This window comes from Falsiruegeria litorea R37 (assembly GCF_900172225.1).
Taxonomy (GTDB): Bacteria; Pseudomonadota; Alphaproteobacteria; order Rhodobacterales; family Rhodobacteraceae; genus Falsiruegeria; species Falsiruegeria litorea.
The window spans coordinates 26,700-46,157 of record NZ_FWFO01000001.1; the positions used below are offsets into that span (position 1 = coordinate 26,700).

Here is a 19,458-nt window from a genome sequence, read left to right on the forward strand (position 1 = left end):
GGCAAGAGGAAGGGTCAGGCCGCGTTTGACAATTTCGCACGGGTCTGGCCGATCATCAGCGCGGCATTTGCGGCCTCGCGCCCCTTGTCCACGAAATGCGCGCGGTAGATCGCGTTGTGATGATCTGTTTCCTGATACTGGTGTGGGGTCAGCGAGACCGACAGGACCGGAACACCAGTGTCTAGACCTGCGCGCATCAGCCCATCGACCACGGCCTGAGCCACAAAATCATGTCGATAGATGCCGCCATCCACGACGAACGCGGCGCAAGCCACAGCGGCATATTGGCCTGTCTTGGCCAGTTCCTGAGCCAGAAGGGGCATTTCAAACGCGCCGGGGACGTCAAAGACGTCGATCTGGTCGGCTGGGATCAATTCCTGAAATCCGTCGAGCGCGCGGTCGACGATATCGGCGTGCCATTGTGCCTTGATAAAGGCATATCGGGTGTGTGTCATCGTAATCTCCTTTGGTTCTGACACGTCACCCAAGGCGATCACGAGCAGGGCCGGGCCTATCCCCGTCCTGCACGTTCTCTTTCATCCGGACTATGACCGTCGGCTCTGGCATCTCACCAGATCTGCTGACACCCTTGGAAAAGGGCCGCTCGCGGGCTTACGGGTCATGATGCCTGCATACCGCCGGTGGGGAGTTTCGCCCCGCCCTGAGAACGACGTGGACCTTGCCAATGGCGCGTGGGTTCTGCAAGACCGATTCTGCAAGCCGGAGGGAAATTGATGCATCCGAATCCTGTTTTTCGAACCGAGAGCCATGAAGCGAACCTAGAGTTCGCGCGCGATCGGGGTTTTGGGGTTCTTGCGGTCTCGGTAGAGGGGGCACCGTTACTGTCCCATGTGCCGTTTGTTCTGTCGGATGACGGGGCTTGGGCTGATCTGCATCTGGTTCGGTCGAATCCCATTGTCCGGGCACTAAAACAGCCACTTCAAACCCGCCTCGCGGTCAGCGGGCCGGATGCCTATGTCTCGCCAGATTGGTACGGGGTGCCGGATCAGGTGCCGACGTGGAACTATGCGGCGGTGCATCTGATCGGGCGGCTTGAGTTGCGACCTCAGGCAGAGCTGCGGGATGTGCTGGATCGCCAGTCGGCGGTGTTCGAGGGGCGTCTTGCCCCAAAACCGGCTTGGACCGCGGACAAGATGGACCCAGAAGCTTTGGGTCGCATGATGCGTCAGATCGTGCCGTGTCGTTTGATGATCGAGGATGTTCAAGGGACGTGGAAGCTGAATCAGAACAAGACTGCCGACGCACGGTTGGGTGCTGCCGACGGCATTGCGGCGTCTCGCGTGGGATCAGAGGTCGAGGTTCTGGCGCAGTGGATGCAGGACGTGGGTCAGGCAGGTTGAACCTGATCCAACAGAGCGGCGCGCGCGACATGGTCTGCCACAAAGGCAGGGTTTTGCATGGGCATGAAATGAGAGAGGTCCGGGCGGTGAACGTCTGTTCCGTTGGGCAAGGCGTCAGCCAGTCCCGGCCAAGTGGGCGAACGGGTGAAGTCGCCGAATGACTTCAGGTCCATGGTGTGGCCGCGCAGCACGGTCACCGGACAGGCGATCTGATCCAAGTGATCCAGAATGAACGCGCCGGTCATTGGCAGCATGTATGAACTGGCCTCAACCTCGGGAGGACAGGCGAGGGTTAGCCCGCCCTCTGTCGGCAGCAGCCCATGTTGGCAATAGTCCTGCAACGCCTGTGGCGTGAACAGCGAATACGGAGAGCGGTTGCGAAAGCGGTCGACCATCTCTTGGACCGAGGTAAAGTTGCGTTTGCGTTGTGCCGCGGGGTGCTGAGCGCCTTTGGGCGACAAAGTTTCAGCAAGGGCGTAGATCTCTGGGTTCATGATAACCGGATCTACAAGAAGCAATGACCCTACAGCTTGCGGGTTTTGAACAGTTGCCTGGGTCAGAACGTGGCCGCCTAAAGAATGGCCGATGCAAACCAGGTTGCTCAGACCCAGACTTTGGATGAACTCTGACACTTCGTCACCCAGTTCAGACCAATTGGAAAACGGACCGCCTGTGGATTGCCCGTGCCCGTGCAGATCGACGCAGACCGAATGTACTGCGGGCAGGTGGCTGATGACCTGATCCCAGATTCGCGCGTGAAACCCGGTGGCGTGGGCAAAAAGCAAGGTTGGCCCCTGGCCCCGTTCGTCGGCGTGACGTTCAACATAGCTGAGGGTGACATCGCCAATTTGGCAGGCGCCTCGATGCAAAGTTGATGTTTCGGGCACGCCGTCACCTCTCCAGGTCAAACAGGATCTAAGGTTGAGACTAGAAGCCAGTTCGCGGCCTGCACAAACGCGACGTTGGGGCACGAAGGAAAATTTCCCCTGAGGGTCAGCGTGTGCCGATCTGATCCATCGAGATCTTTCGACCGAAGACACGTTCGGCATTTCGAAAGGCGATCTGTTCGGCGATGTCGTGCGGCAGCAGAGCCAGCCAGGCGCGGTTTGATTGGATGATCTCGTCATAATCATCCCACTGACCATTCACCCAGGTATCACTGCCGACCATCAAACGATCCGGGAAGGCGAAGATGACCTTTTTCCAATCTGGGTCCAGTCCCCGACCCCAACCCAAAATCTCGTTTTCCCGCAGTGAGGTGTCGGCGAGCAGATCGGGATAGCTGCTCATCAACTCGTAAACCGCCTTTGCGCTGTCGCCTAGACCCGCGTGCGCCCAGATGATCTTGACCTGCGGGTCCAGCGCGTAAAGCCAGCGGATGGGTTCGGTGCTGGAATGCACATGCAGGTAAATGTCGCGCTTGCGGGCCATTTTGATGACCGACCGAAACAGCGGCTCGTCCGAGGTATCGAGGCGATGAATGTGAAACTCGCCAATCCCTTCGTGTGGATAGCGGTTCAGGCGGTCGGTCAGATAGCCCTCCATATCCGTGACCTTGGTCCAGTTCGAAGACCCCGCGCTGCCATGGTACGGACGCAATTCGGGAACGATGCGATTGGGAGCGTATTCCCAGAGCATGATGGTCCCTTCGTCCGGGGTGGACGACACAAGACCCATTGCCACACCGTTGCGGTCCATCATCTCGATCACGCTTTCCACTGGATAAGCGTCCCATGCAGGTTCCTTGTAATGAATGTGCGCGTCAAAGATTGGCAGATCATGCACGGCGTCGCCAATCGGGGTTCGATCATCTGCGAGCGCAGTCGTTGTCAGAATAGGTGCAAGCAACAGGGCGGTCATAAGTGTCGAAAACTTTGCCATTCAGGTGACCTCCAATCGGATGATGGGCTCATCATGACCGATCTGGATCGCTTTTTGTGAAAGAAAAGCGCCGACGTATAAGGGCCAGGGGTTAAAGGCGAAAGAAATTGAAACCCTGGCTGTGATGGTTACACATTTGCGCAAGACAATTGGATGAAACAGGGAGCAGCCGCCATGAAACTCTATTACAGCCCAACGTCGCCCTATGTGCGCAAGGTCATGGTGCTTTTGCATGAAACCGGTCAGTTGGATGATGTCGAACTGATTGGCGCCAGCGGCACGCCTCTGGATCCGGCGGATCCGCTATTGGGCAAGAATCCCCTGACCAAAGTGCCCGCTCTCGAGCGCCCGGATGGGCCGACCCTTTTCGACAGCCGGGTGATTTGCGCGTTTTTGGACGCGCGCGCCCAAGGTGGCCTCTATCCCGACGGTATTGCCCGGTGGGACACGTTGACGCTGGAGGCCTTGGCGGACGGGATATTGGACGCTGCCCTGCTAATTACCTATGAAGGTCGGCTGCGTCCCGAAGGAATGCAGTGGGACAGCTGGGCGGATGCGCAGTGGTCCAAGATCGAACGGGCCTGTGCAGCGTTGAACCAACGCTGGATGGCTCATTTGGCTGGGCCTTTGGATATGGGCCAAATCGCGGTGGCCTGTGCCCTTGGGTACGTGGATTTCCGCCACGACGCGCGCGGATGGCGCAAAGGTAACGATGCCCTGGCCGCCTGGTACGCAGATTTCGAATCGCGGCCCAGCTTGCAAGCGACTCGCCCGCCCGAAGGGTGAGAATCGGCTGGAAATTGGAGTTTCACGAGCGGTGCAGCTTGAAATTGTGTGTCCGCACCGCGACATGAAATGCGAATAACTCGGTCCTGCGCGCCTATGACCGCTGGACGAACCAATTTCCTGCCGCTAGACACCCGCGATAAGTCACCGCATTCGTGTGGTGCTGATGCATGTTTGCCCGTTCGCCGGGCGCTGGAATCGGAGAAAACCTCGTGTCCCACGCAGAAGACCACGAAGGCACCCGCAGAGATTTCCTCTACTACGCCACGGCTGGCGCAGGTGCCGTAACCGCAGGGGCTGCCGTTTGGCCTCTGGTGAACCAAATGAACCCGTCGGCGGACGTTCAGGCGCTGTCCTCGATTCGCGTGGACGTGAGCGGTGTCGAAGTCGGCACCCAGATCAGCGTCAAGTTCCTGGGCAAGCCGGTGTTCATTCGCCGCCGCACGCAGGAAGAGATCGACGAGGCACGCGCCGTTGAGCTGGCCGACCTGATCGACCAGGACGACCGCAACGCCAACAAGCCCGGTCTGGACGCATCGGACGAAAACCGCGCCATGGACGAAGCTGGCGAATGGCTGGTGATGATGGGTGTGTGTACCCACTTGGGCTGTGTGCCTCTGGGCGACGGCGCAGGCGAATTTAATGGCTGGTTCTGCCCGTGCCACGGTTCGCACTACGACACATCGGGTCGTATCCGCAAAGGTCCGGCGCCTGAAAACCTGCCCGTTCCCGTCGCCGAGTTCGTCGACGAAACAACGCTCAAACTGGGTTAAGGAGGCTCAAACATGTCCGGAATTCCGCACGATCACTACGAGCCGAAGAGCAATGGCGAAAAGTGGCTGCACAGCCGCCTGCCCATCGTCGGCCTGATTTACGACACCATCATGATCCCCACCCCCAAGAACCTGAACTGGTGGTGGATCTGGGGCATCGTCCTGGCGTTCTGCCTGGTGCTGCAGATTGTCACCGGCATTGTCCTGGTGATGCACTACACGCCGCACGTTGACCTGGCGTTTGCCAGCGTCGAGCACATCATGCGCAACGTGAATGGCGGTTACATGATCCGCTATATTCACATGAACGGCGCTTCGCTGTTCTTTGTTGCGGTCTACATCCACATGTTCCGCGGCCTGTTCTATGGCTCGTACAAGGCGCCGCGTGAAATCACGTGGATCATCGGCATGCTGATCTTTGTCCTGATGATGGGCACCGGTTTCATGGGCTACGTTCTGCCCTGGGGTCAGATGTCGTTCTGGGGCGCAACCGTGATCACGGGCCTCTTTGGCGCGATCCCGTTCATCGGCGAGCCGATCCAGACCCTGCTGCTGGGTGGTCCGGCCGTGGACAACGCGACCCTGAACCGCTTCTTCTCGCTGCACTATCTGCTGCCGTTCGTGATTGCGGCGCTGGTGATCGTGCACATCTGGGCGTTCCACACCACCGGCAACAACAACCCCACCGGTGTTGAAGTGCGCCGCACGTCGAAAGAGGACGTCAAGAAAGACACCCTGCCGTTCTGGCCGTACTTCGTGATCAAGGATTTCCTGGGTCTGGCCGTCGTTCTGGTGATCTTCTGGGCCATTGTAGGCTTTATGCCGAACTACCTGGGTCACCCCGACAACTACATCGAAGCCAACGCTCTGGTGACGCCTGCACACATCGTTCCTGAATGGTACTTCCTGCCGTTCTACGCGATCCTGCGCGCATTCACCGCTGACGTGTGGCTGGTGCAGCTGGTCAGCTTTGTGACCGGTGGCATCATCGACGCCAAGTTCTTTGGTGTGATCGCGATGTTTGGTGCGATTGCCGTGATGGCACTGGCACCTTGGCTGGACACTTCGAACGTACGTTCGGGTCAGTATCGCCCGATGTTCAAGTGGTGGTTCTACCTGCTGATCGTGGACTTCTTTGTCCTGATGTGGCTGGGTGCCATGCCCGCCGAAGAACCCTATGCGTCCTTCTCGCTGATCGGTTCGGCCTACTGGTTCGCCTACTTCCTGGTCATCCTGCCCCTGCTGGGCGTGATCGAGAAGCCGCTGCCGCAGCCGGAAACCATCGAAGAAGACTTCAACGCGCATTATGGCAAGGCTGACGCCGACGCCACGCCAGCTGAATAAGAGGGACCGAAACCCATGTTCAAGAAACTTGTACTAGGTGCCGCTCTGGCCTTTGCCCCTGTCGCAGCAATTGCGGCAGGTGGTGGCGAACAGCACATCGAGGACTTCGCGTTCTCGTTCGAAGGTCCCTTTGGCACATTCGACCAGAACCAGCTGCAGCGCGGTCTGCAGATCTATACCGAGGTTTGCGCAGCCTGCCACGGCCTGCAGTACGTCCCCCTGCGGACCCTGTCGGACGAAGACGGCCCCGGCATCCCCGAGGATCAGGTTCGTGCTTATGCGGCTGACAACTTCTCGGTCTACGATGAAGAGCTGGAAGATGATCGTCCCGCGATCCCGTCGGACCACTTCCCGGCAGTCACTGCTCTGGGTGCTCCTGACCTGAGCCTGATGGCCAAGGCACGTGCCGGTTTCCATGGCCCCTACGGCCTGGGTATCAACCAGCTGGTCAAAGGTATGGGCGGCGCGGAATACATCGCCTCGCTGCTGTCCGGGTACACTGGCAAAGAAAAAGAAGAAGCAGGCACCATCCTGTATGAGAACACCGCCTTCCCTGGTGGCTGGATCTCGATGGCGCCGCCGCTGTCGGACGAGCAGGTTGAATTCATCGACGGTCACGCCAACGACGTGGTTTCCATGTCCGAAGACGTGTCGGCCTTCCTGATGTGGACGGCTGAGCCCAAGATGATGGCCCGCAAGCAAGCCGGTTTTGTCGGCGTGCTGTTCCTGACCCTGCTGTCGGTTCTGCTGTACCTGACCAACAAGCGTCTTTGGGCTCCGGTAAAGGGCAAGAAGAAAGCCTGATCCGGATCAAAGCTCTGGTAATCGAAACCCCCGGCCCGCAAGGTGCCGGGGTTTTTTTGCATTGTAGGGTCGGTAATGCCTCTTGTGATCCGCGGATTGTTGAATGTTGTCTTGCAACTTGTGGTGCTCTCCGCCGCGCTTATCGGCCCGGTAAGACTGGTCAGCGGATCGTGGATGTGGGGACGAGGGGTCGAGCTGATCTTGACCTACGGCGCGCTTGTCAGCGCTGCGACGGTGATGTTGGCATGGTTGGCCCCCAAAAGCCTAGAGGCGCGCCTGACGCCCCCGTTCAGCGCCGCGCAACCGACCGAGGACTTCTGGGCGACGGTGGTTATCCTGATGACCTTGCTGGCGTCGGTTGTTTTTGTGCCTTTGGATGTTTTCGCCTGGCAGTTGCTGCCCCCGCCCCCACTATGGGTCGCGTCCATCGGCGGCTGGATCGCCTTGGCAGGCTTTGCCTTGATCGTTTGGGTGATCTTCGTGAATCAGTTCGCGATCCTGAATGTCGAAGACCAATCCAGCGCCGGGCAGCAAGTGGTTGTTTCGGGACCATACGCTCTCGTCAGACATCCAATGTACCTGTCAGCGTTGATCATGCAGGCGGGTGCTGCTCTCTGGCTGGGGTCACCGGCCAGCCTGGTGATGCTGGTGCCGGTGTTCCTGGCCCTGTCGGTCCGCGTCAACGTCGAAGAACGCATGCTGCTGGACACCTTGCCGGGGTATGAGAGCTATTGCCAGATCCGACGCTATCGCATCTTGCCGCTGATCTGGTAGCGGTCAGGCCACCAACTGAGTGCCGTCTATCCCAACAACATTTGCGCGTACGATCTGTCCTTCGATCTGGGGCGCATCAAAGCGCACTTCGGTGAATTGCTCGGTTCGCCCCATGTGAGGGTTTTCCATCAGGATTTGATGTGTCTTGCCCAATTGCGCCTTGAGATGCTGCGCGACTTGTCTGTCCCCTGCTTCGCGCAGGCGGGCCGCACGCGCCTTGATGACCTTGCCGTTGACCTGGTTGGGGATCTTGGCGGCCGGGGTGCCTTCGCGTTTGGAATAGGGAAACACGTGCAGCCAGGTCAGGTCGCAGTCGGTCACAAGTTTCAGAGAGTTTTCGAAATGCGCCTCGGTCTCGGTCGGGAATCCGGCGATGATGTCGGCGCCAAATGTCATCTCGGGGCGCAGTTTGCGCGCCTCTTCGGTGAAGCGGATGGCGTCGTCGCGCAAATGGCGGCGTTTCATCCGTTTCAGAATCAAGTCGTCGCCGTGCTGCAGAGACAGGTGCAGATGCGGCATCAGGCGCGGCTCGGTGGCGATGGCCTGCATCAGGTTCTCGTCCACCTCAATCGAATCGATCGAGCTGATCCGCAGGCGCGGCAGATCCGGCACCAGTTTCAGGATCCGCATGACCAGATCGCCCAGCTTGGGCTGTGCAGGCAGGTCCGCGCCCCACGACGTCAGATCAACGCCGGTCAGCACGACCTCATTGTACCCGCGATCCACCAGCCGCTTGATCTGATCCACCACAACGCCTGCAGGCACGCTGCGCGAGTTACCACGACCATAGGGGATGATGCAGAAGGTGCAGCGATGATCACAGCCGTTCTGAACCTGCACATATGCGCGCGAGCGGGTGCCAAAGCCATCAATCAGATGCCCGGCGGTTTCCGTGACCGACATGATGTCGTCAACCTGCACGGTCTCGGTCTCGCCAATGAAATCGGCGGCCATGCCCTTCCACGTGTCGGGCTGCATCTTTTCGGTGTTGCCGATGACGGCGTCGACCTCTTCCATCGCGGAAAAGGTCTGCGGTTCTGTCTGGGCCGCGCAGCCGGTGACGATAAGGCGCGCGTTGGGGTTCTCGCGCCGCAACTTGCGAATCTCTTGCCGCGCTTTGCGCACCGCCTCGGCGGTGACGGCGCAGGTATTCACAATCACCGCGTCCTTAAGCCCCGCCTGCTGTGACAGCTCTTTCATCGCCTCGGTCTCATAGGCGTTCAGGCGGCAGCCCAGGGTGGTGAATTTGGGGGCGCTCATGCAAGGCTCTCCAGAAATTCACGGGTGAAGGCACCTGTAAAGACATGCATCGTGGAACCCGTCATCCAGACGCCATCGTCGCGCCAGTCGATGTGCAGCGTACCGCCATCCAGATCAATGCGCACAGAGCGCCCTGTCAGGCCGCGCCGGGCGGCAGCAACAGCCGTTGCACAAGAGGACGAGCCCGAGGCCAACGTGATGCCCACACCCCGCTCCCACACGCGCATACGGATGTGATCGGGTCCGACGATCTGGGCAACCTGTACATTGGTGCGTTCGGGGTAGAGCGGGTGATGTTCGTGCGCAGTGCCAAATGCTGTCAAATCAATGGCTTCGGCGTCTTCGACAAAAAACGTGCAATGCGGATTGCCCATACCGGTCGCTGTTGGCTCTCCGTCGATGGGCAGGCGCAAGGTGTCCACCTCATGCGCCAGCGGCACCTCATGCCAATCCAACTGCGGATGCCCCATGTTCACGGACGTCAACCCATTGCCCGCCTCACGTGCCCACAGATCGCCGCGATCGGTGGTCAGATGCAGCTCTGTCTTGCCACTCTCTTCCATCAGATGCCGCGCGATACAGCGGGTGGCGTTGCCACATGCAGCCGAGGTCGAACCATCCGCGTTGTAGAACACCAGATGCGCATCCCCCGCACCTTTCTCGATCACGGCCAGTTGGTCAAAGCCCACGCCGAATTGACGATGTGCGATTCCCTGCGCCATGGCGGGTGTGATGGTGACACCTCCCGCGCGCGCATCCACAACGACAAAGTCGTTGCCCAGCCCGTGCATCTTCATAAAGGGCAAATTGGTATCGGCGTTCTGTTGCATGGCGGGCATATAACCGTGGTCTGCACATGAATCCAGAGTTGAGGCAAGATTCTGGAAAAAAGGGGTTGACCCCCCCGCGCCCTCTCCCTAATTAGGCCGCCTATCGGGTCGCCTGATACACCGGAAACAAAGCGACACGAAGCGTAAAATAAGGCCTTGAACCTTCCCGGTAAAATGTCTTAGAGAGCGCCACGGATCGAAGAGATCCAGCAGAAAAGAGTGGGCCGTTAGCTCAGTTGGTAGAGCAACTGACTTTTAATCAGTGGGTCGCAGGTTCGAATCCTGCACGGCTCACCACTTTTTCCTTATTGTCATTAACGCATAAGAGTGCGTTTTGAACGCATAAGCGTGCAAGTGTCGTGTTTAGCGGTAGATGTCAGCGCAAAGCACCGCGATCGTTTTGGACAAGTTTCACAGCAGGCGGGCTCAGTTTGACCTTTTGTCAGCCAGTTTGCCCGAATCCAAGATAACTTGCCGGTACCTTATCTGTGAGCCAAACACCATTATCCGCACAGAAGAACTCGAAGCCATTGCCGAACATTCGCTTCGCTTCGACACGCAAGACAACTGGCTTGCCGTGCCGTTGACCAACGCGCACGGCGGTCTCAGGGTCGGTTGACAGATGCACTTGGCGACGACGCCCAGGGTTTAACCCATCGGAGAAAATTGCATCTAAATTCGCGCTGGCCGTTCCGTGGTACAACTCGTCTGGTGGGCGCCGAGGTTCTAAGCCAAGGTCCACATCTACCGAATGACCTTGCGCTGCTCTAATCCGGGAACCATCCTCAGAAAAAGTGAACCGTTTTTTATCGCTGCTTTCCACAAGTTGAACGAGTTCGTCCCGGCTTAGTTTGCGGTTGGCTTTTTTCAGTTTCCGCAGCAGTTCATCAACACGACACCATCCATGCTTATCAAGCTGAAGACCGATCTCCTCAGGTTTGTGCCGAAGCACCAAGCTTAAAAATTTGCTTTCTCTACTCATACCCAATCCGCGAGAGTGCGTTAGTCTTGTTGGTGATTAACACGAACGAAGTCGCCTAGGAATTACATATAAAGCACTCGTTCGGTCCAATCGTAGAACTCATCGATTTTGGCTTGTTCCAGACCTCAATGTAGTAGAAGCATCAGGGCCCAAGACGGAGTTCGCCCGAATGAGGCGGCCCAAACCCGATATCCAACACGGTTTCGAAATGCGGCGGGCGCAGCCAGGCACATCAGACATTGATGCTCGGCCTGAGCCACCTTAAACTTTTAACAACTATAGCAAAGTTGGTATCGCCGCACTGCAGCGTCGCCAAAGCAGGCTGCAAACACAATTGCATCAGCAAAGTTGCGTAGGTTCAGCCTCGAAGATCAATCGAGCGATTTTGGTACGCACGCCATAGACCCAGGCGCTTAATCCGATACTCTGCCAGTTCCGGTGAGGTCCCAAATTGGTTGGCAATGTCTTTGACGATCTTCTCGCCAGGGCTCTTCGTTGTCTTCCTCATCTTCCACTCCTCAGTGGTTACGATGAGCCAACAATACTCTCTTATCAAATCACCCTATTTGGACCCATAGGCGCTGACGTCAAACAGTATTAAGTGTATTTGATGTCGCAAAGTGCAAGATTTAGTTGAGTTTGGGCCGCGGTTTGTACGTCTCACCTTCAACGTCCCCAACGGGAGGAATACGGGTTCAGCATTTGTCGATATAGTGTGGGCTGCTGCCAGTCGCTGCTTTCTCAAGCAACAGCAGCCATGCGCAGATAGCGACCATTGCAAAGTCTGGTTTTGCGAGGCGGATCAACGGATAATTGCGGGTATTTCCCGCCAAAAATCTTAAGTCGGCTTTGCTCAACATAGCTTCACTGATGCGGTAGATTGCGACCCGCTTGAATTTCCTGAACGCGCACGGACCAAGTGGAAACTATATAGGCCAAAATGTCCCAAATATCGTCATCGGTGAGAGCATCACCAAACCCCGGCATGCCGCTTTCAAAGCCTGTGACACCTCGCACAGCCAACGCCGCCTCGCCACCCAGCTGGGTGTATTCGAATAGAAGCTGGTTGTCGTGGTGCCATGTATGCCCGCTCTCGTCGTGAGGCGGCGCAGGTAGAATGCCGTTGTCATCGGGCGTCTGCCAATCCGGCTGCCCTTCGAGATTGGCACCATGGCAAGACGAACATTGTTCGGCGTATAGGTCCTGCCCATTAGCCAAATCTCGGTTGTCCATTTCGTGACCTGCAATTGCACCCGTTGCGAAGCTGAAAAACAGGATGATTAAAAAGTCCCGCCTGTTCATGGGATACCTCAATTCGGTAGGGTCAAAACGCTGGTGAGCGTCGCGGTTGCTGCAAGGACCACCAGAATGATCGCAGCTTCGATTTCAATGGAACGTGCCAAATGGCGGGCAGCCTTGTGGTCTCCTGCCTGCATGGCAGGAACGAATCGCAATTTGTTTGCTGCTGCCAACGCCAGGATCACGCCAACAAGTGCAAGCTTGATCAGCAAGATTTGCCCGTAGCTTGTTGTTGTCAGCGCCCACAGATCGCCCAGCAACATCCAAGCCATCAGTAGCCCCGCCAAGACCAGTGCGGGAACAATCACCGAAGCGGCTTGCCCAAAACGATGCCCCAACATGGCCGCTTTGCTCAGATATTCGGGCCGTTGCGACAGCGTCCGCAATGGACTAAGAATGCCAACCCAAAACGCAACTCCCAGAAGGTGCATGAGCAATAGCAGGCGAACGCCAGTTGTCTCCAGTTCAGGGACATGCCCGATCTGAGCAAAAGACCAAAGAGCGAGCAATCCACCCGCGAGTGCGATCCATTGCCCAACAAGGGGAATAAATACTCCGCCGATGATTAATGCGGCTCCGGTGATCCGATATACGAGAACGTCGCCAACCGGGGTGCGCCACAGCAGGCCGAGCATTTCCGGATCGGTCATGCCATCCGCTCCGCCCGTCAGGGCACCGCCACGCAGCATGAAACCAAGGACAGAGGCAGCAAATGAAAGCACGGCCAACAGCACAATCTGCACACGCATCCTATCGCTGAGTGGCGACAAAAGGTGGGTAAAAGCAGTCCGAATGATTAAAAGCCCAGTCGCACCACCAAAACCGACATAGAGCATTAGCTTGGACAAAATTGCGCCTATTCCCCAGATGTCAGGCATGGTCAATCCACTGTAAACGTGAACTCGCCCTGCATGGCGTGCCCGTCTGCCCCCAAGCCGCGCCATTCAATACGATAGATGCCTTCGCCCATGCTTTGAAGCGGGATCGCAAACGCGCGGCCAAAACTTGTCTGATCTCCAAGATCAAGCGTGACGGTATGAACATCCTGATGAGTCATGTTAACTTTTGTCAGGCGAATATCATCCGCGAAATCGAAGCTGATCTCAGAGGGCACTTCGGCAATTGTCGCGCCGTTTTCGGGTGTTGTGGTGTCCACGCTCGAATGGGCAAAAGCGTTTGTGGCAAGCAAGGAAGTCAGTGCAATTGTGGTGAGCTTCTTCATTGGGAGGTTCCTCAGTTTATTCCATTGGCGCGCTGGATTTCGCGGATGTAGTCTATAACCATGGCTACGTCGCCACGGGTCAGGCCTTCAACTGGTGGCATGTCGCCAAATTTCCAGTGGTGGCTTCTAACTCCCATTGCGACCGCGCGTTGAAAGGACTCGTCTGCATGATGGCTGGGTTCATAGATAACATGGATCAGCGGCGGCCCGGCGCCTTCAATGCCGACTGCATTGCTGCCGTGGCAAGCTGCGCACGCGTTTTCAAATATACGTTGTCCGATGGCAGCATTTCCCTCGATAGGTGGCATCTGAATTGCCACCATCGCATTGCCCTCGGCGGGTGCCGACTGCGCGACGTCGTCAACCGGAGCGGGGCGTAGAAAGATGTAGGCAGCGGCGGTCGCCACGGCGCAAGCGCCGATCAGGAGATATTTTCGGTTCATGTATTGGTCCTAACTTTATGTAACAGAGTGGTGCCGCAAATAATTCGCAGCACACTGGAACGTGTTCACTGCCGTGAACAGCGTCGGAAATCTGTTTCAAGTGTTAGGTGGCCTGTCCGGATTTTCCGGTTCATTGAGCGTCGAGAAGCTTGTGACCAGCCATGCCAACGCTGCTTCAGACTGGTCAAATGATACTTCGGAATCTGGAAACGTCAGCGCGAGAGCATTACACAGGAACGGATTGCATTCATCAGGCTCCATTCCGTTCGAGCCGTTCGAAGCGCTATCCGTTGGCTTCCCCGAAGCGTGACCAACATGGCTTTCTTGCATTTCCATGACCAGGTGGTCATCACAATGCCCACCAACACAATCTTTGGACAACGCGTGCGCAACGCCGCCCAGTCCCGACATGCAGAATAGAAGAAGGACAAGTAACGTTGTGGTTATGTTTCGAAGGTACTTCACACGGAGAAATTATATCAAGTTCAAACCCAATACAACGTTACCTGACGTTCATGGATTGCGCAGCATTGGTTAGAGTGGCTCCAGAGCGGGCCTTCGCTGCGTGCTAAGACGGCCGAACGTCCTACGTCGAAACCAAAGCTGAAAGATGGGTGAAAGAGGGTCTCCACAGGGAGTTCTTGCCCAAATTTTTCAAGGCGGTAGGTAGCCACTGGATCTTGGTTACCGACGAAACACTCACCTCAACCGTGGTCAGCAATGTTCGGACACTCAAGGCAGTGAGCGGTCGGCAACCAACTGCGGCTACCAGTTCAGCGCTTTCAAATCTGCCCAAGAATAGCGTGCTCCTCGGTCAACTAATGTCCGACTTTGGCTTGCCCAGCGACGAGCTCTTAGTCGCTATCCTTTGCGGTCTTCTGTCTGCTGACCTTCGCAACCGGCGGATCGGTCCAGCCACCCGCGTCTCAAAAGGTAATCCCACCCAAATGAGCCATATGGAGATTGTCCCACTGTGAAAGACACCGCCCAAAAATACATCGGCTGGCTGGTTCTACTCGACGATCAGGCTTTTTCAGTCATCGAAGTTGGTGTCACCCACGGCTCCTTGACGCTGGTCAACAAGGACGGTTCTAAGGTGGTCATCAGCAATGAACGCTTTCGTGACCTCATTCACGCAGAAATGGCGTTTGATCCTGATGAGGATACAAGTGCTCGGAACCGCATGCTGGACAAAAAGGATCAGCTGGAACTCGGCTTCAGAAAGCGAATTCTGACAGCAATCCGACTTCTTCGCGGAGGTGGCCTTACTTGGACAGCAGCTTACAATCAATTGTTCTTGGATTTTTCGTCGGACACATTTGCCTTTCATAGAGTGGGTGGGTTCCCATCTCTTAGAACCGTTAAGAAGTGGGACACCGACGACCGAAACAAAGGCGAAGCCGCCCTGCGTCCACAGCACAAGAACAAGGGAAACCGTACACCACGCTTTGACCTACTCTTTGAGAATATCACGCTCGATATTCTAGAAGAAAGATTCTTAACGTCAGATCGCATGTCCATCACTAAGCTCTGCAAACTGGCGAGAGCCGTGTACCGCGAGAAGTGTAAGGAGCTTGACATGAAGCCGGGGCCCTGTGGCCACAAATCAGTCAAGGCTATTGTACAACGCTTACCACATGCGGACATCGTGAAGCTCAGATTGGGCAGTTCCGAGGCGCGCAAGCAGTACCTGCTCGCTATGAAATTGCAAGAAATCACAGTTCCCCTTGAACGGGTTGAGGCCGACAGCACAACACTGGATGTGTGGTGTGTTGACGACGAAGGCGATCCTGTAGGCCGCCCAATGGTATGTGCAGCAATCGATTGTGCTACCGGTGTCATTCTGGGGTTACAAGTAGCTTGGGGCGCTCCATCTTCCAGCCTTGTGGCCAGGACGATCAAGGAAATCTTTACACCCAAATCGGACGCCTTTTTTGATCGAATTGGAATCCAAAACAGATTTCAAGCCATCGGTATACCGCAACAAATCGTATCCGATCAAGGGACTGAAAATTCCGGACCCCTCATTGCTTCATTTTTGTCGTCGGCCACTTTGGATTGGTCAAAGTGCGTTCCCGGTCAACCCGACAGGAAACCGTTCATCGAGCGCTTAATGCTTGAACTCAGCCGGTTCATTACTCAGTTTCAGGGAGCCTCTCAGACATCGGAAATTGGTGCTCAAAAACGCACTGAGATTGCCTAATCGGAAGCGGTATACACCATCCATGACGTCGAGGAGATGCTTCAACGCTGGAGATATGACACATATGCGATCAAACAAAGGCGCCGTGTTCAGAACATCCTGAAAACGAAAGAGTCGCCTTTAGCGGCCTGGGAGTCGCTTGCCAAGCGCTACATTATTCCACCAGCACCGCCGAAAGCGCAAATCAAAGAAATGTTCATGGTCGAAGACGCCGTCCGAGTCGCTGAACACGACGGTATCATGTACAAGAACATCCGATACGCATCGTTTGAACTTCAAACCTATCTCCAACGCGTTGGCATTCGCAACAAGGTCCAGATTCGTTACGATCCCAACGACATCCGGGAGATCGCCGTTTGGGATGAAATCGCCAGGGAACATTTCTTTGTCCCCACGAAGCGAGAAAATTGTCCGGCTTTGTCTTTTGCTCAGCTCGACAAAGCCCGCAAAGCCCTGCGTACACCCGAAATCGAAGAGCTCGAAACTCAGGCTATTCTTGCCGAGCAGCAGATCTACGAAGATTTCAAGGACAAGAACAGGAAAGGTCTGTCCAAGAAACGGCGCGAGGCAATGCAGATCGCGGCCACTCGAAATGTCGAGTTTATCGAACGTTCCAACCATGCGCCAGGCGTAGACCCAACCAATGCCGCCAAGCCCAAACGAGAAAAACCGTCATTGGTGATGCCAAACAACATGCCCAAAACAAACAAGAATCGGAAACCCCTTTGAGCCATCAAGCCTTGAAAGCAGTTCTCGAGCAGACGATCCACCACACCTTGTATCAAAAGGCGCGCAACGAATTGATTGAAACCATTGCACTGGCCCAGAAGCTTGGTGGTTCAATCGTGCCTTTTCTCGGCCCCACTCGGTGTGGGAAGTCGCGTATGCTGGAGGATATTCGGGGAGAACTTGGGCGCCCCACAAAAGAGCTTGAAGGTTGGGTGTATGACAGCGATTTCGCTATCGGCTCGATCCCCAACAAGCCCAATGACAAAATGCTTGTCCGTTCAATGCTTGCATCGCTAGGGTTGAACGGCAAGCGAGGGCTCTCCGCTTCAGAAATCGAAGCGCAACTTTACCGAGAAATCACGAGCAAAGGTATTCAGGTGATTGCGCTGGATGAGTGCAACCATTGTGCAGAACGAGGTCACCATCTGTCCAAGCGAGGCGTCACTGATCACTTCAAGCGCCTTGTAGATAATACTGGCGTAACTCTCGTTCTCTGCGGATTGCCCAAGTTCCAGAAAATTCTTGACGAGATTGAACAGTGCCGAGACCGCTCTATGAAGACCATTCAAATCCTACCCTATAGTTGGTCGCTGGAGGAGGAAAAAACCAACTTCGCTGGCGCCATTGCTACGGCATTTGGTCATTTGCAGGACCTTGGTGTCAGTTTCGATTTTGACTCTCAAGAGGTGGTCGTACGGCTCTATGGCGTTTCCGGTGGGCGAATTGGAGTCGTGATGCGTGTTTTGCATGGTGCAGTGGGCTTCATCAACAACAACGTTCTGACTTACGAGAGCATTGCAAGAAGCGCGAAAACGGTTCTTCAAGCGCAACACCGGCCTGATTTCTTCGCCGACCTCGGTTACCGTTACGGACGGCCGCTGATCGAAAACATTAGCGACTTGGAAAGGGCATGCCGTCTTACTCAAGGGGAATTGGCGGCCATTGCGCCCGAAGCCAAAACTGATGTTGCCTCTCTAGATTGGCAATATGATCGCCGTTGGTCGGACCCGGTTTGCCCAGAGTGTTTAGCCAACGGACATTTGTATCATCAAAGCTGGCGTCATGGTTTGGTGACAGCGTGCCACACCCTAATCGAACTTGTCTCGCGCATTCGAAGAAAGGCAACAGATGCAGGAGGCGACACTGTTGCTTTTTCGGACCTTACGCTGCGCCGTACGACTGACAAAATAGCCTTGAAGAAACTATTGGAACTGATCTGTGAGGGAACAGTCCAGGCTACTTTGGCTTCCCTCGATGCGAAACTTGCCGATTTCAGGTTCCTTAAATCCGACGTAGAATACGTTCTGAAATCAGAACGGCACTCTTTGGATTGGACGGCCAACGATGTTGCGAAGTTGACGGGGTGGAAAGCTCAATCAGTGACACATTGGTGTAAGGAAGGGCTGTTGGAATCTCGGACTGTGTCTCACGGGATTGGGGTCAGTTTCCTGGTGAGTCCAATGCAACTGGCAGCCTTTCAAAGTGAATTTGTTCCCTTGGGCACAATCGCCAAGTCAAGAAATACGACGTCACGGAAACTGCTTTCGGGCCTCGCCAAACGGGGCATCAAAACCCACGGCGCTGTGATTGAAGGCAAAACCAGCCGTGGACATCTGGTCAAATTGAGGGACCTGGCTACCCTAGCTGATTGATAATTTTCGGAAATGCACGATGCCGGTCGTACATCATGGTAAACTTCCCTGTCAGAGACACCGAAAGCAGGCGCAATGAACACAAACGGATCTTTTCTTTACCTTTCCGATAGTGACCTGGAGGCGCTCGGCATTCGGCCTTCCGAAGTCGCGGACGCCATCGAAGCTGCGTTGATTAACAAGGCGGAAGGGCGGCTTCACACAGCGCCCAAAACGGCCATCCTTCCCGGTGATGGACGCTATGCGATGTCTACCTTGGCGGCGGGCGATGATGGGTTCATCGTGGTCAAACAGGTGACTGTCTGCCCTGATAACCCGGCGAAAGGTCTGCCAGCGATCAATGGTGCTATCATGGTGCTGGACGCCCAGACCGGGCTTTTGCGCGCCGTCCTCGGAGCGAATTGGATCACAGCGGTAAGAACAGCGGCATTGTCCGTCGTGGCGGCTCGGCGTCTTGCTGACCCGGAAGCCGAAACGCTCACATTCGTCGGAGCGGGCGTGCAGGCCCATTCTCATTTGAATGCCTTCCACGACCTCTTCCCTCTAAAACGCATCCGAGTCTTTGGTCGCGGCAAGACCGGTATCGACAAGTTGTGCCGACATGCCCGCGATATCGGCCTGGAGGCAAAGGTTTCCGACGAACCAAAAGAAGCGCTGCACGACGCTGATATCGTGATCTCATCGATAACCCTTGATTACTCCGTTAAACCCTTCCTCGATGCTCGGTGGCTCAAGTCAGATGCATTTGCTGCCATTACCGATGCCTGTATTCCATGGAAGCCCGAGAGTTTGAGCGCTTTCAAGACCGTTATTGTCGATGACTGGAAGCAGGAGGCTGAAAGTGACAAACCAATGCTTGCCTATAAGAATATCACAGCCGATCTGACCGAATTGGTCTCGGGAGAGGGCGGGAAAAACATCGGCGCTCGACCGGCAGCTCTTGCATTTCGGGGAATTTCACTGGGCGATTATGCAGCGGCCGTTCTCGCGGTTCGGAGGGCCACTGAAGTCGGTATCTGAAACGGAACGCGTCAAACATCTTAGGTTCGATAGTTAAATTCAACGTCTCTCGAACCTAAGCCACTTCTTGATGCACCTCGGTAACATTGCCTTCG

At 55.9% G+C, this 19,458-nt stretch carries 21 protein-coding genes, 1 tRNA gene and 1 riboswitch; of the genes, 11 read left to right on the forward strand and 11 right to left on the reverse strand.

The window, feature by feature from the left end; genetic code table 11:
- Positions 1–14 precede the first annotated feature (14 nt).
- On the reverse strand, positions 15–455 hold the full coding sequence (locus TRL7639_RS00145) for a 6,7-dimethyl-8-ribityllumazine synthase (protein WP_085793803.1): 441 nt from the start codon (positions 453–455) through the stop codon (positions 15–17).
- Between the two features lie 69 nt (positions 456–524).
- Positions 525–673, reverse strand: a riboswitch (FMN riboswitch).
- A gap of 61 nt (positions 674–734) precedes the next feature.
- On the opposite strand from TRL7639_RS00145, the gene TRL7639_RS00150 reads away from it, so the two are divergent.
- Positions 735–1,361: an FMN-binding negative transcriptional regulator gene (locus TRL7639_RS00150; protein ID WP_085793804.1), complete on the forward strand. Its 627-nt coding sequence runs from the start codon at positions 735–737 to the stop codon at positions 1,359–1,361.
- On the opposite strand, the gene TRL7639_RS00155 is transcribed toward TRL7639_RS00150, so the two are convergent.
- Positions 1,349–2,248 (reverse strand): alpha/beta fold hydrolase, encoded by a 900-nt coding sequence (locus TRL7639_RS00155; RefSeq protein ID WP_165759707.1) that lies wholly within the window; start codon positions 2,246–2,248, stop codon positions 1,349–1,351. The two genes, TRL7639_RS00150 and TRL7639_RS00155, sit on opposite strands and share 13 nt — an antisense overlap.
- 106 nt (positions 2,249–2,354) lie before the next feature.
- Positions 2,355–3,242 carry an amidohydrolase family protein gene (locus TRL7639_RS00160; RefSeq protein ID WP_085793806.1) on the reverse strand — a complete coding sequence of 296 codons (888 nt, stop codon included), beginning with the start codon at positions 3,240–3,242 and terminating at the stop codon, positions 2,355–2,357.
- A 174-nt stretch (positions 3,243–3,416) separates the two neighbouring features.
- Between TRL7639_RS00160 and TRL7639_RS00165 the strand changes: the two genes are divergently transcribed.
- The 5 genes from TRL7639_RS00165 to TRL7639_RS00185 all read left to right on the forward strand — a co-directional run bounded on the left by TRL7639_RS00165 (position 3,417) and on the right by TRL7639_RS00185 (position 7,723).
- Positions 3,417–4,028 (forward strand): glutathione S-transferase, encoded by a 612-nt coding sequence (locus tag TRL7639_RS00165; RefSeq protein ID WP_085796182.1) that lies wholly within the window; start codon positions 3,417–3,419, stop codon positions 4,026–4,028.
- 212 nt (positions 4,029–4,240) lie between these two features.
- Positions 4,241–4,801, forward strand: coding sequence for a ubiquinol-cytochrome c reductase iron-sulfur subunit (gene petA, locus TRL7639_RS00170; RefSeq protein WP_085793807.1), 561 nt, complete (start codon positions 4,241–4,243; stop codon positions 4,799–4,801).
- Positions 4,802–4,813: 12 nt separating this feature from the next.
- The gene (petB, locus tag TRL7639_RS00175; RefSeq protein ID WP_085793808.1) at positions 4,814–6,145 is read left to right on the forward strand and encodes a cytochrome b; all 1,332 of its coding nucleotides are present in this window, start codon (positions 4,814–4,816) and stop codon (positions 6,143–6,145) included.
- A 15-nt stretch (positions 6,146–6,160) separates the two neighbouring features.
- A complete protein-coding gene (locus tag TRL7639_RS00180) occupies positions 6,161–6,949 on the forward strand; it encodes a cytochrome c1 (protein WP_085793809.1) in 789 nt (262 codons plus the stop codon).
- Positions 6,950–7,024: 75 nt separating this feature from the next.
- Positions 7,025–7,723, forward strand: a complete 699-nt coding sequence (locus tag TRL7639_RS00185) for a methyltransferase family protein (RefSeq protein ID WP_085793810.1) — start codon at positions 7,025–7,027, stop codon at positions 7,721–7,723.
- Between the two features lie 3 nt (positions 7,724–7,726).
- Here the strand turns inward: TRL7639_RS00185 and mtaB are convergent, their stop codons facing one another.
- Positions 7,727–8,983, reverse strand: coding sequence for a tRNA (N(6)-L-threonylcarbamoyladenosine(37)-C(2))-methylthiotransferase MtaB (gene mtaB / locus TRL7639_RS00190; protein WP_085793811.1), 1,257 nt, complete (start codon positions 8,981–8,983; stop codon positions 7,727–7,729).
- The gene (dapF, locus tag TRL7639_RS00195; protein WP_085793812.1) at positions 8,980–9,822 is read right to left on the reverse strand and encodes a diaminopimelate epimerase; all 843 of its coding nucleotides are present in this window, start codon (positions 9,820–9,822) and stop codon (positions 8,980–8,982) included. The genes mtaB and dapF overlap by 4 nt, the downstream gene beginning before the upstream one ends.
- A gap of 212 nt (positions 9,823–10,034) precedes the next feature.
- On the opposite strand from dapF, the gene TRL7639_RS00200 reads away from it, so the two are divergent.
- Positions 10,035–10,110, forward strand: a tRNA-Lys gene (locus TRL7639_RS00200).
- 145 nt (positions 10,111–10,255) lie between these two features.
- On the opposite strand, the gene TRL7639_RS00205 is transcribed toward TRL7639_RS00200, so the two are convergent.
- The 6 genes from TRL7639_RS00205 to TRL7639_RS22855 form a co-directional block, all read right to left on the reverse strand.
- A complete protein-coding gene (locus TRL7639_RS00205) occupies positions 10,256–10,795 on the reverse strand; it encodes an RNA 2'-phosphotransferase (RefSeq protein ID WP_085793813.1) in 540 nt (179 codons plus the stop codon).
- Positions 10,796–11,659: 864 nt separating this feature from the next.
- Complete coding sequence (locus TRL7639_RS00210) at positions 11,660–12,097, reverse strand: c-type cytochrome (RefSeq protein WP_085793814.1); 438 nt, start codon at positions 12,095–12,097, stop codon at positions 11,660–11,662.
- An 8-nt stretch (positions 12,098–12,105) separates the two neighbouring features.
- The gene (locus tag TRL7639_RS00215) at positions 12,106–12,972 is read right to left on the reverse strand and encodes a CopD family protein (protein WP_085793815.1); all 867 of its coding nucleotides are present in this window, start codon (positions 12,970–12,972) and stop codon (positions 12,106–12,108) included.
- A 2-nt stretch (positions 12,973–12,974) separates the two neighbouring features.
- Complete coding sequence (locus tag TRL7639_RS00220; protein ID WP_085793816.1) at positions 12,975–13,316, reverse strand: copper resistance CopC family protein; 342 nt, start codon at positions 13,314–13,316, stop codon at positions 12,975–12,977.
- 11 nt (positions 13,317–13,327) lie between these two features.
- The gene (locus tag TRL7639_RS00225; protein ID WP_165759708.1) at positions 13,328–13,759 is read right to left on the reverse strand and encodes a c-type cytochrome; all 432 of its coding nucleotides are present in this window, start codon (positions 13,757–13,759) and stop codon (positions 13,328–13,330) included.
- A gap of 96 nt (positions 13,760–13,855) precedes the next feature.
- A complete protein-coding gene (locus tag TRL7639_RS22855; protein ID WP_165759709.1) occupies positions 13,856–14,170 on the reverse strand; it encodes a hypothetical protein in 315 nt (104 codons plus the stop codon).
- A 562-nt stretch (positions 14,171–14,732) separates the two neighbouring features.
- Here TRL7639_RS22855 and TRL7639_RS00235 point away from each other — a divergent pair.
- From TRL7639_RS00235 to TRL7639_RS00250, 4 genes are all read left to right on the forward strand, one after another.
- Positions 14,733–15,962 carry a TnsB C-terminal domain-containing protein gene (locus tag TRL7639_RS00235; RefSeq protein WP_085793818.1) on the forward strand — a complete coding sequence of 410 codons (1,230 nt, stop codon included), beginning with the start codon at positions 14,733–14,735 and terminating at the stop codon, positions 15,960–15,962.
- 36 nt (positions 15,963–15,998) lie between these two features.
- Positions 15,999–16,691, forward strand: a complete 693-nt coding sequence (locus TRL7639_RS00240; protein WP_085793819.1) for a Mu transposase C-terminal domain-containing protein — start codon at positions 15,999–16,001, stop codon at positions 16,689–16,691.
- Positions 16,688–18,343, forward strand: coding sequence for a TniB family NTP-binding protein (locus tag TRL7639_RS00245; protein ID WP_165759710.1), 1,656 nt, complete (start codon positions 16,688–16,690; stop codon positions 18,341–18,343). Before TRL7639_RS00240 ends, TRL7639_RS00245 begins: the two co-directional genes overlap by 4 nt.
- 75 nt (positions 18,344–18,418) lie before the next feature.
- Positions 18,419–19,363 (forward strand): ornithine cyclodeaminase family protein, encoded by a 945-nt coding sequence (locus TRL7639_RS00250; protein WP_085793820.1) that lies wholly within the window; start codon positions 18,419–18,421, stop codon positions 19,361–19,363.
- The last annotated feature ends 95 nt before the right edge of the window (positions 19,364–19,458 follow it).

What these genes read in the sequence shown, in the direction of transcription:
- petB (WP_085793808.1), top strand. Translation starts at nt 4,814, where the DNA reads ATGTCCGGAATTCCGCACGATCACTACGAGCCGAAGAGCAATGGCGAA.
- TRL7639_RS00185 (WP_085793810.1), top strand. Translation starts at nt 7,025, where the DNA reads ATGCCTCTTGTGATCCGCGGATTGTTGAATGTTGTCTTGCAACTTGTG.
- mtaB (WP_085793811.1), bottom strand. Translation starts at nt 8,983, where the DNA reads ATGAGCGCCCCCAAATTCACCACCCTGGGCTGCCGCCTGAACGCCTAT.
- TRL7639_RS00250 (WP_085793820.1), top strand. Translation starts at nt 18,419, where the DNA reads ATGAACACAAACGGATCTTTTCTTTACCTTTCCGATAGTGACCTGGAG.
- TRL7639_RS00160 (WP_085793806.1), bottom strand. Translation starts at nt 3,242, where the DNA reads ATGGCAAAGTTTTCGACACTTATGACCGCCCTGTTGCTTGCACCTATT.
- TRL7639_RS00145 (WP_085793803.1), bottom strand. Translation starts at nt 455, where the DNA reads ATGACACACACCCGATATGCCTTTATCAAGGCACAATGGCACGCCGAT.
- TRL7639_RS22855 (WP_165759709.1), bottom strand. Translation starts at nt 14,170, where the DNA reads ATGTCGGGACTGGGCGGCGTTGCGCACGCGTTGTCCAAAGATTGTGTT.
- dapF (WP_085793812.1), bottom strand. Translation starts at nt 9,822, where the DNA reads ATGCCCGCCATGCAACAGAACGCCGATACCAATTTGCCCTTTATGAAG.
- TRL7639_RS00240 (WP_085793819.1), top strand. Translation starts at nt 15,999, where the DNA reads ATGCTTCAACGCTGGAGATATGACACATATGCGATCAAACAAAGGCGC.
- TRL7639_RS00150 (WP_085793804.1), top strand. Translation starts at nt 735, where the DNA reads ATGCATCCGAATCCTGTTTTTCGAACCGAGAGCCATGAAGCGAACCTA.
- TRL7639_RS00215 (WP_085793815.1), bottom strand. Translation starts at nt 12,972, where the DNA reads ATGCCTGACATCTGGGGAATAGGCGCAATTTTGTCCAAGCTAATGCTC.
- TRL7639_RS00210 (WP_085793814.1), bottom strand. Translation starts at nt 12,097, where the DNA reads ATGAACAGGCGGGACTTTTTAATCATCCTGTTTTTCAGCTTCGCAACG.
- TRL7639_RS00225 (WP_165759708.1), bottom strand. Translation starts at nt 13,759, where the DNA reads ATGAACCGAAAATATCTCCTGATCGGCGCTTGCGCCGTGGCGACCGCC.
- TRL7639_RS00165 (WP_085796182.1), top strand. Translation starts at nt 3,417, where the DNA reads ATGAAACTCTATTACAGCCCAACGTCGCCCTATGTGCGCAAGGTCATG.
- TRL7639_RS00220 (WP_085793816.1), bottom strand. Translation starts at nt 13,316, where the DNA reads ATGAAGAAGCTCACCACAATTGCACTGACTTCCTTGCTTGCCACAAAC.
- TRL7639_RS00205 (WP_085793813.1), bottom strand. Translation starts at nt 10,795, where the DNA reads ATGAGTAGAGAAAGCAAATTTTTAAGCTTGGTGCTTCGGCACAAACCT.
- TRL7639_RS00180 (WP_085793809.1), top strand. Translation starts at nt 6,161, where the DNA reads ATGTTCAAGAAACTTGTACTAGGTGCCGCTCTGGCCTTTGCCCCTGTC.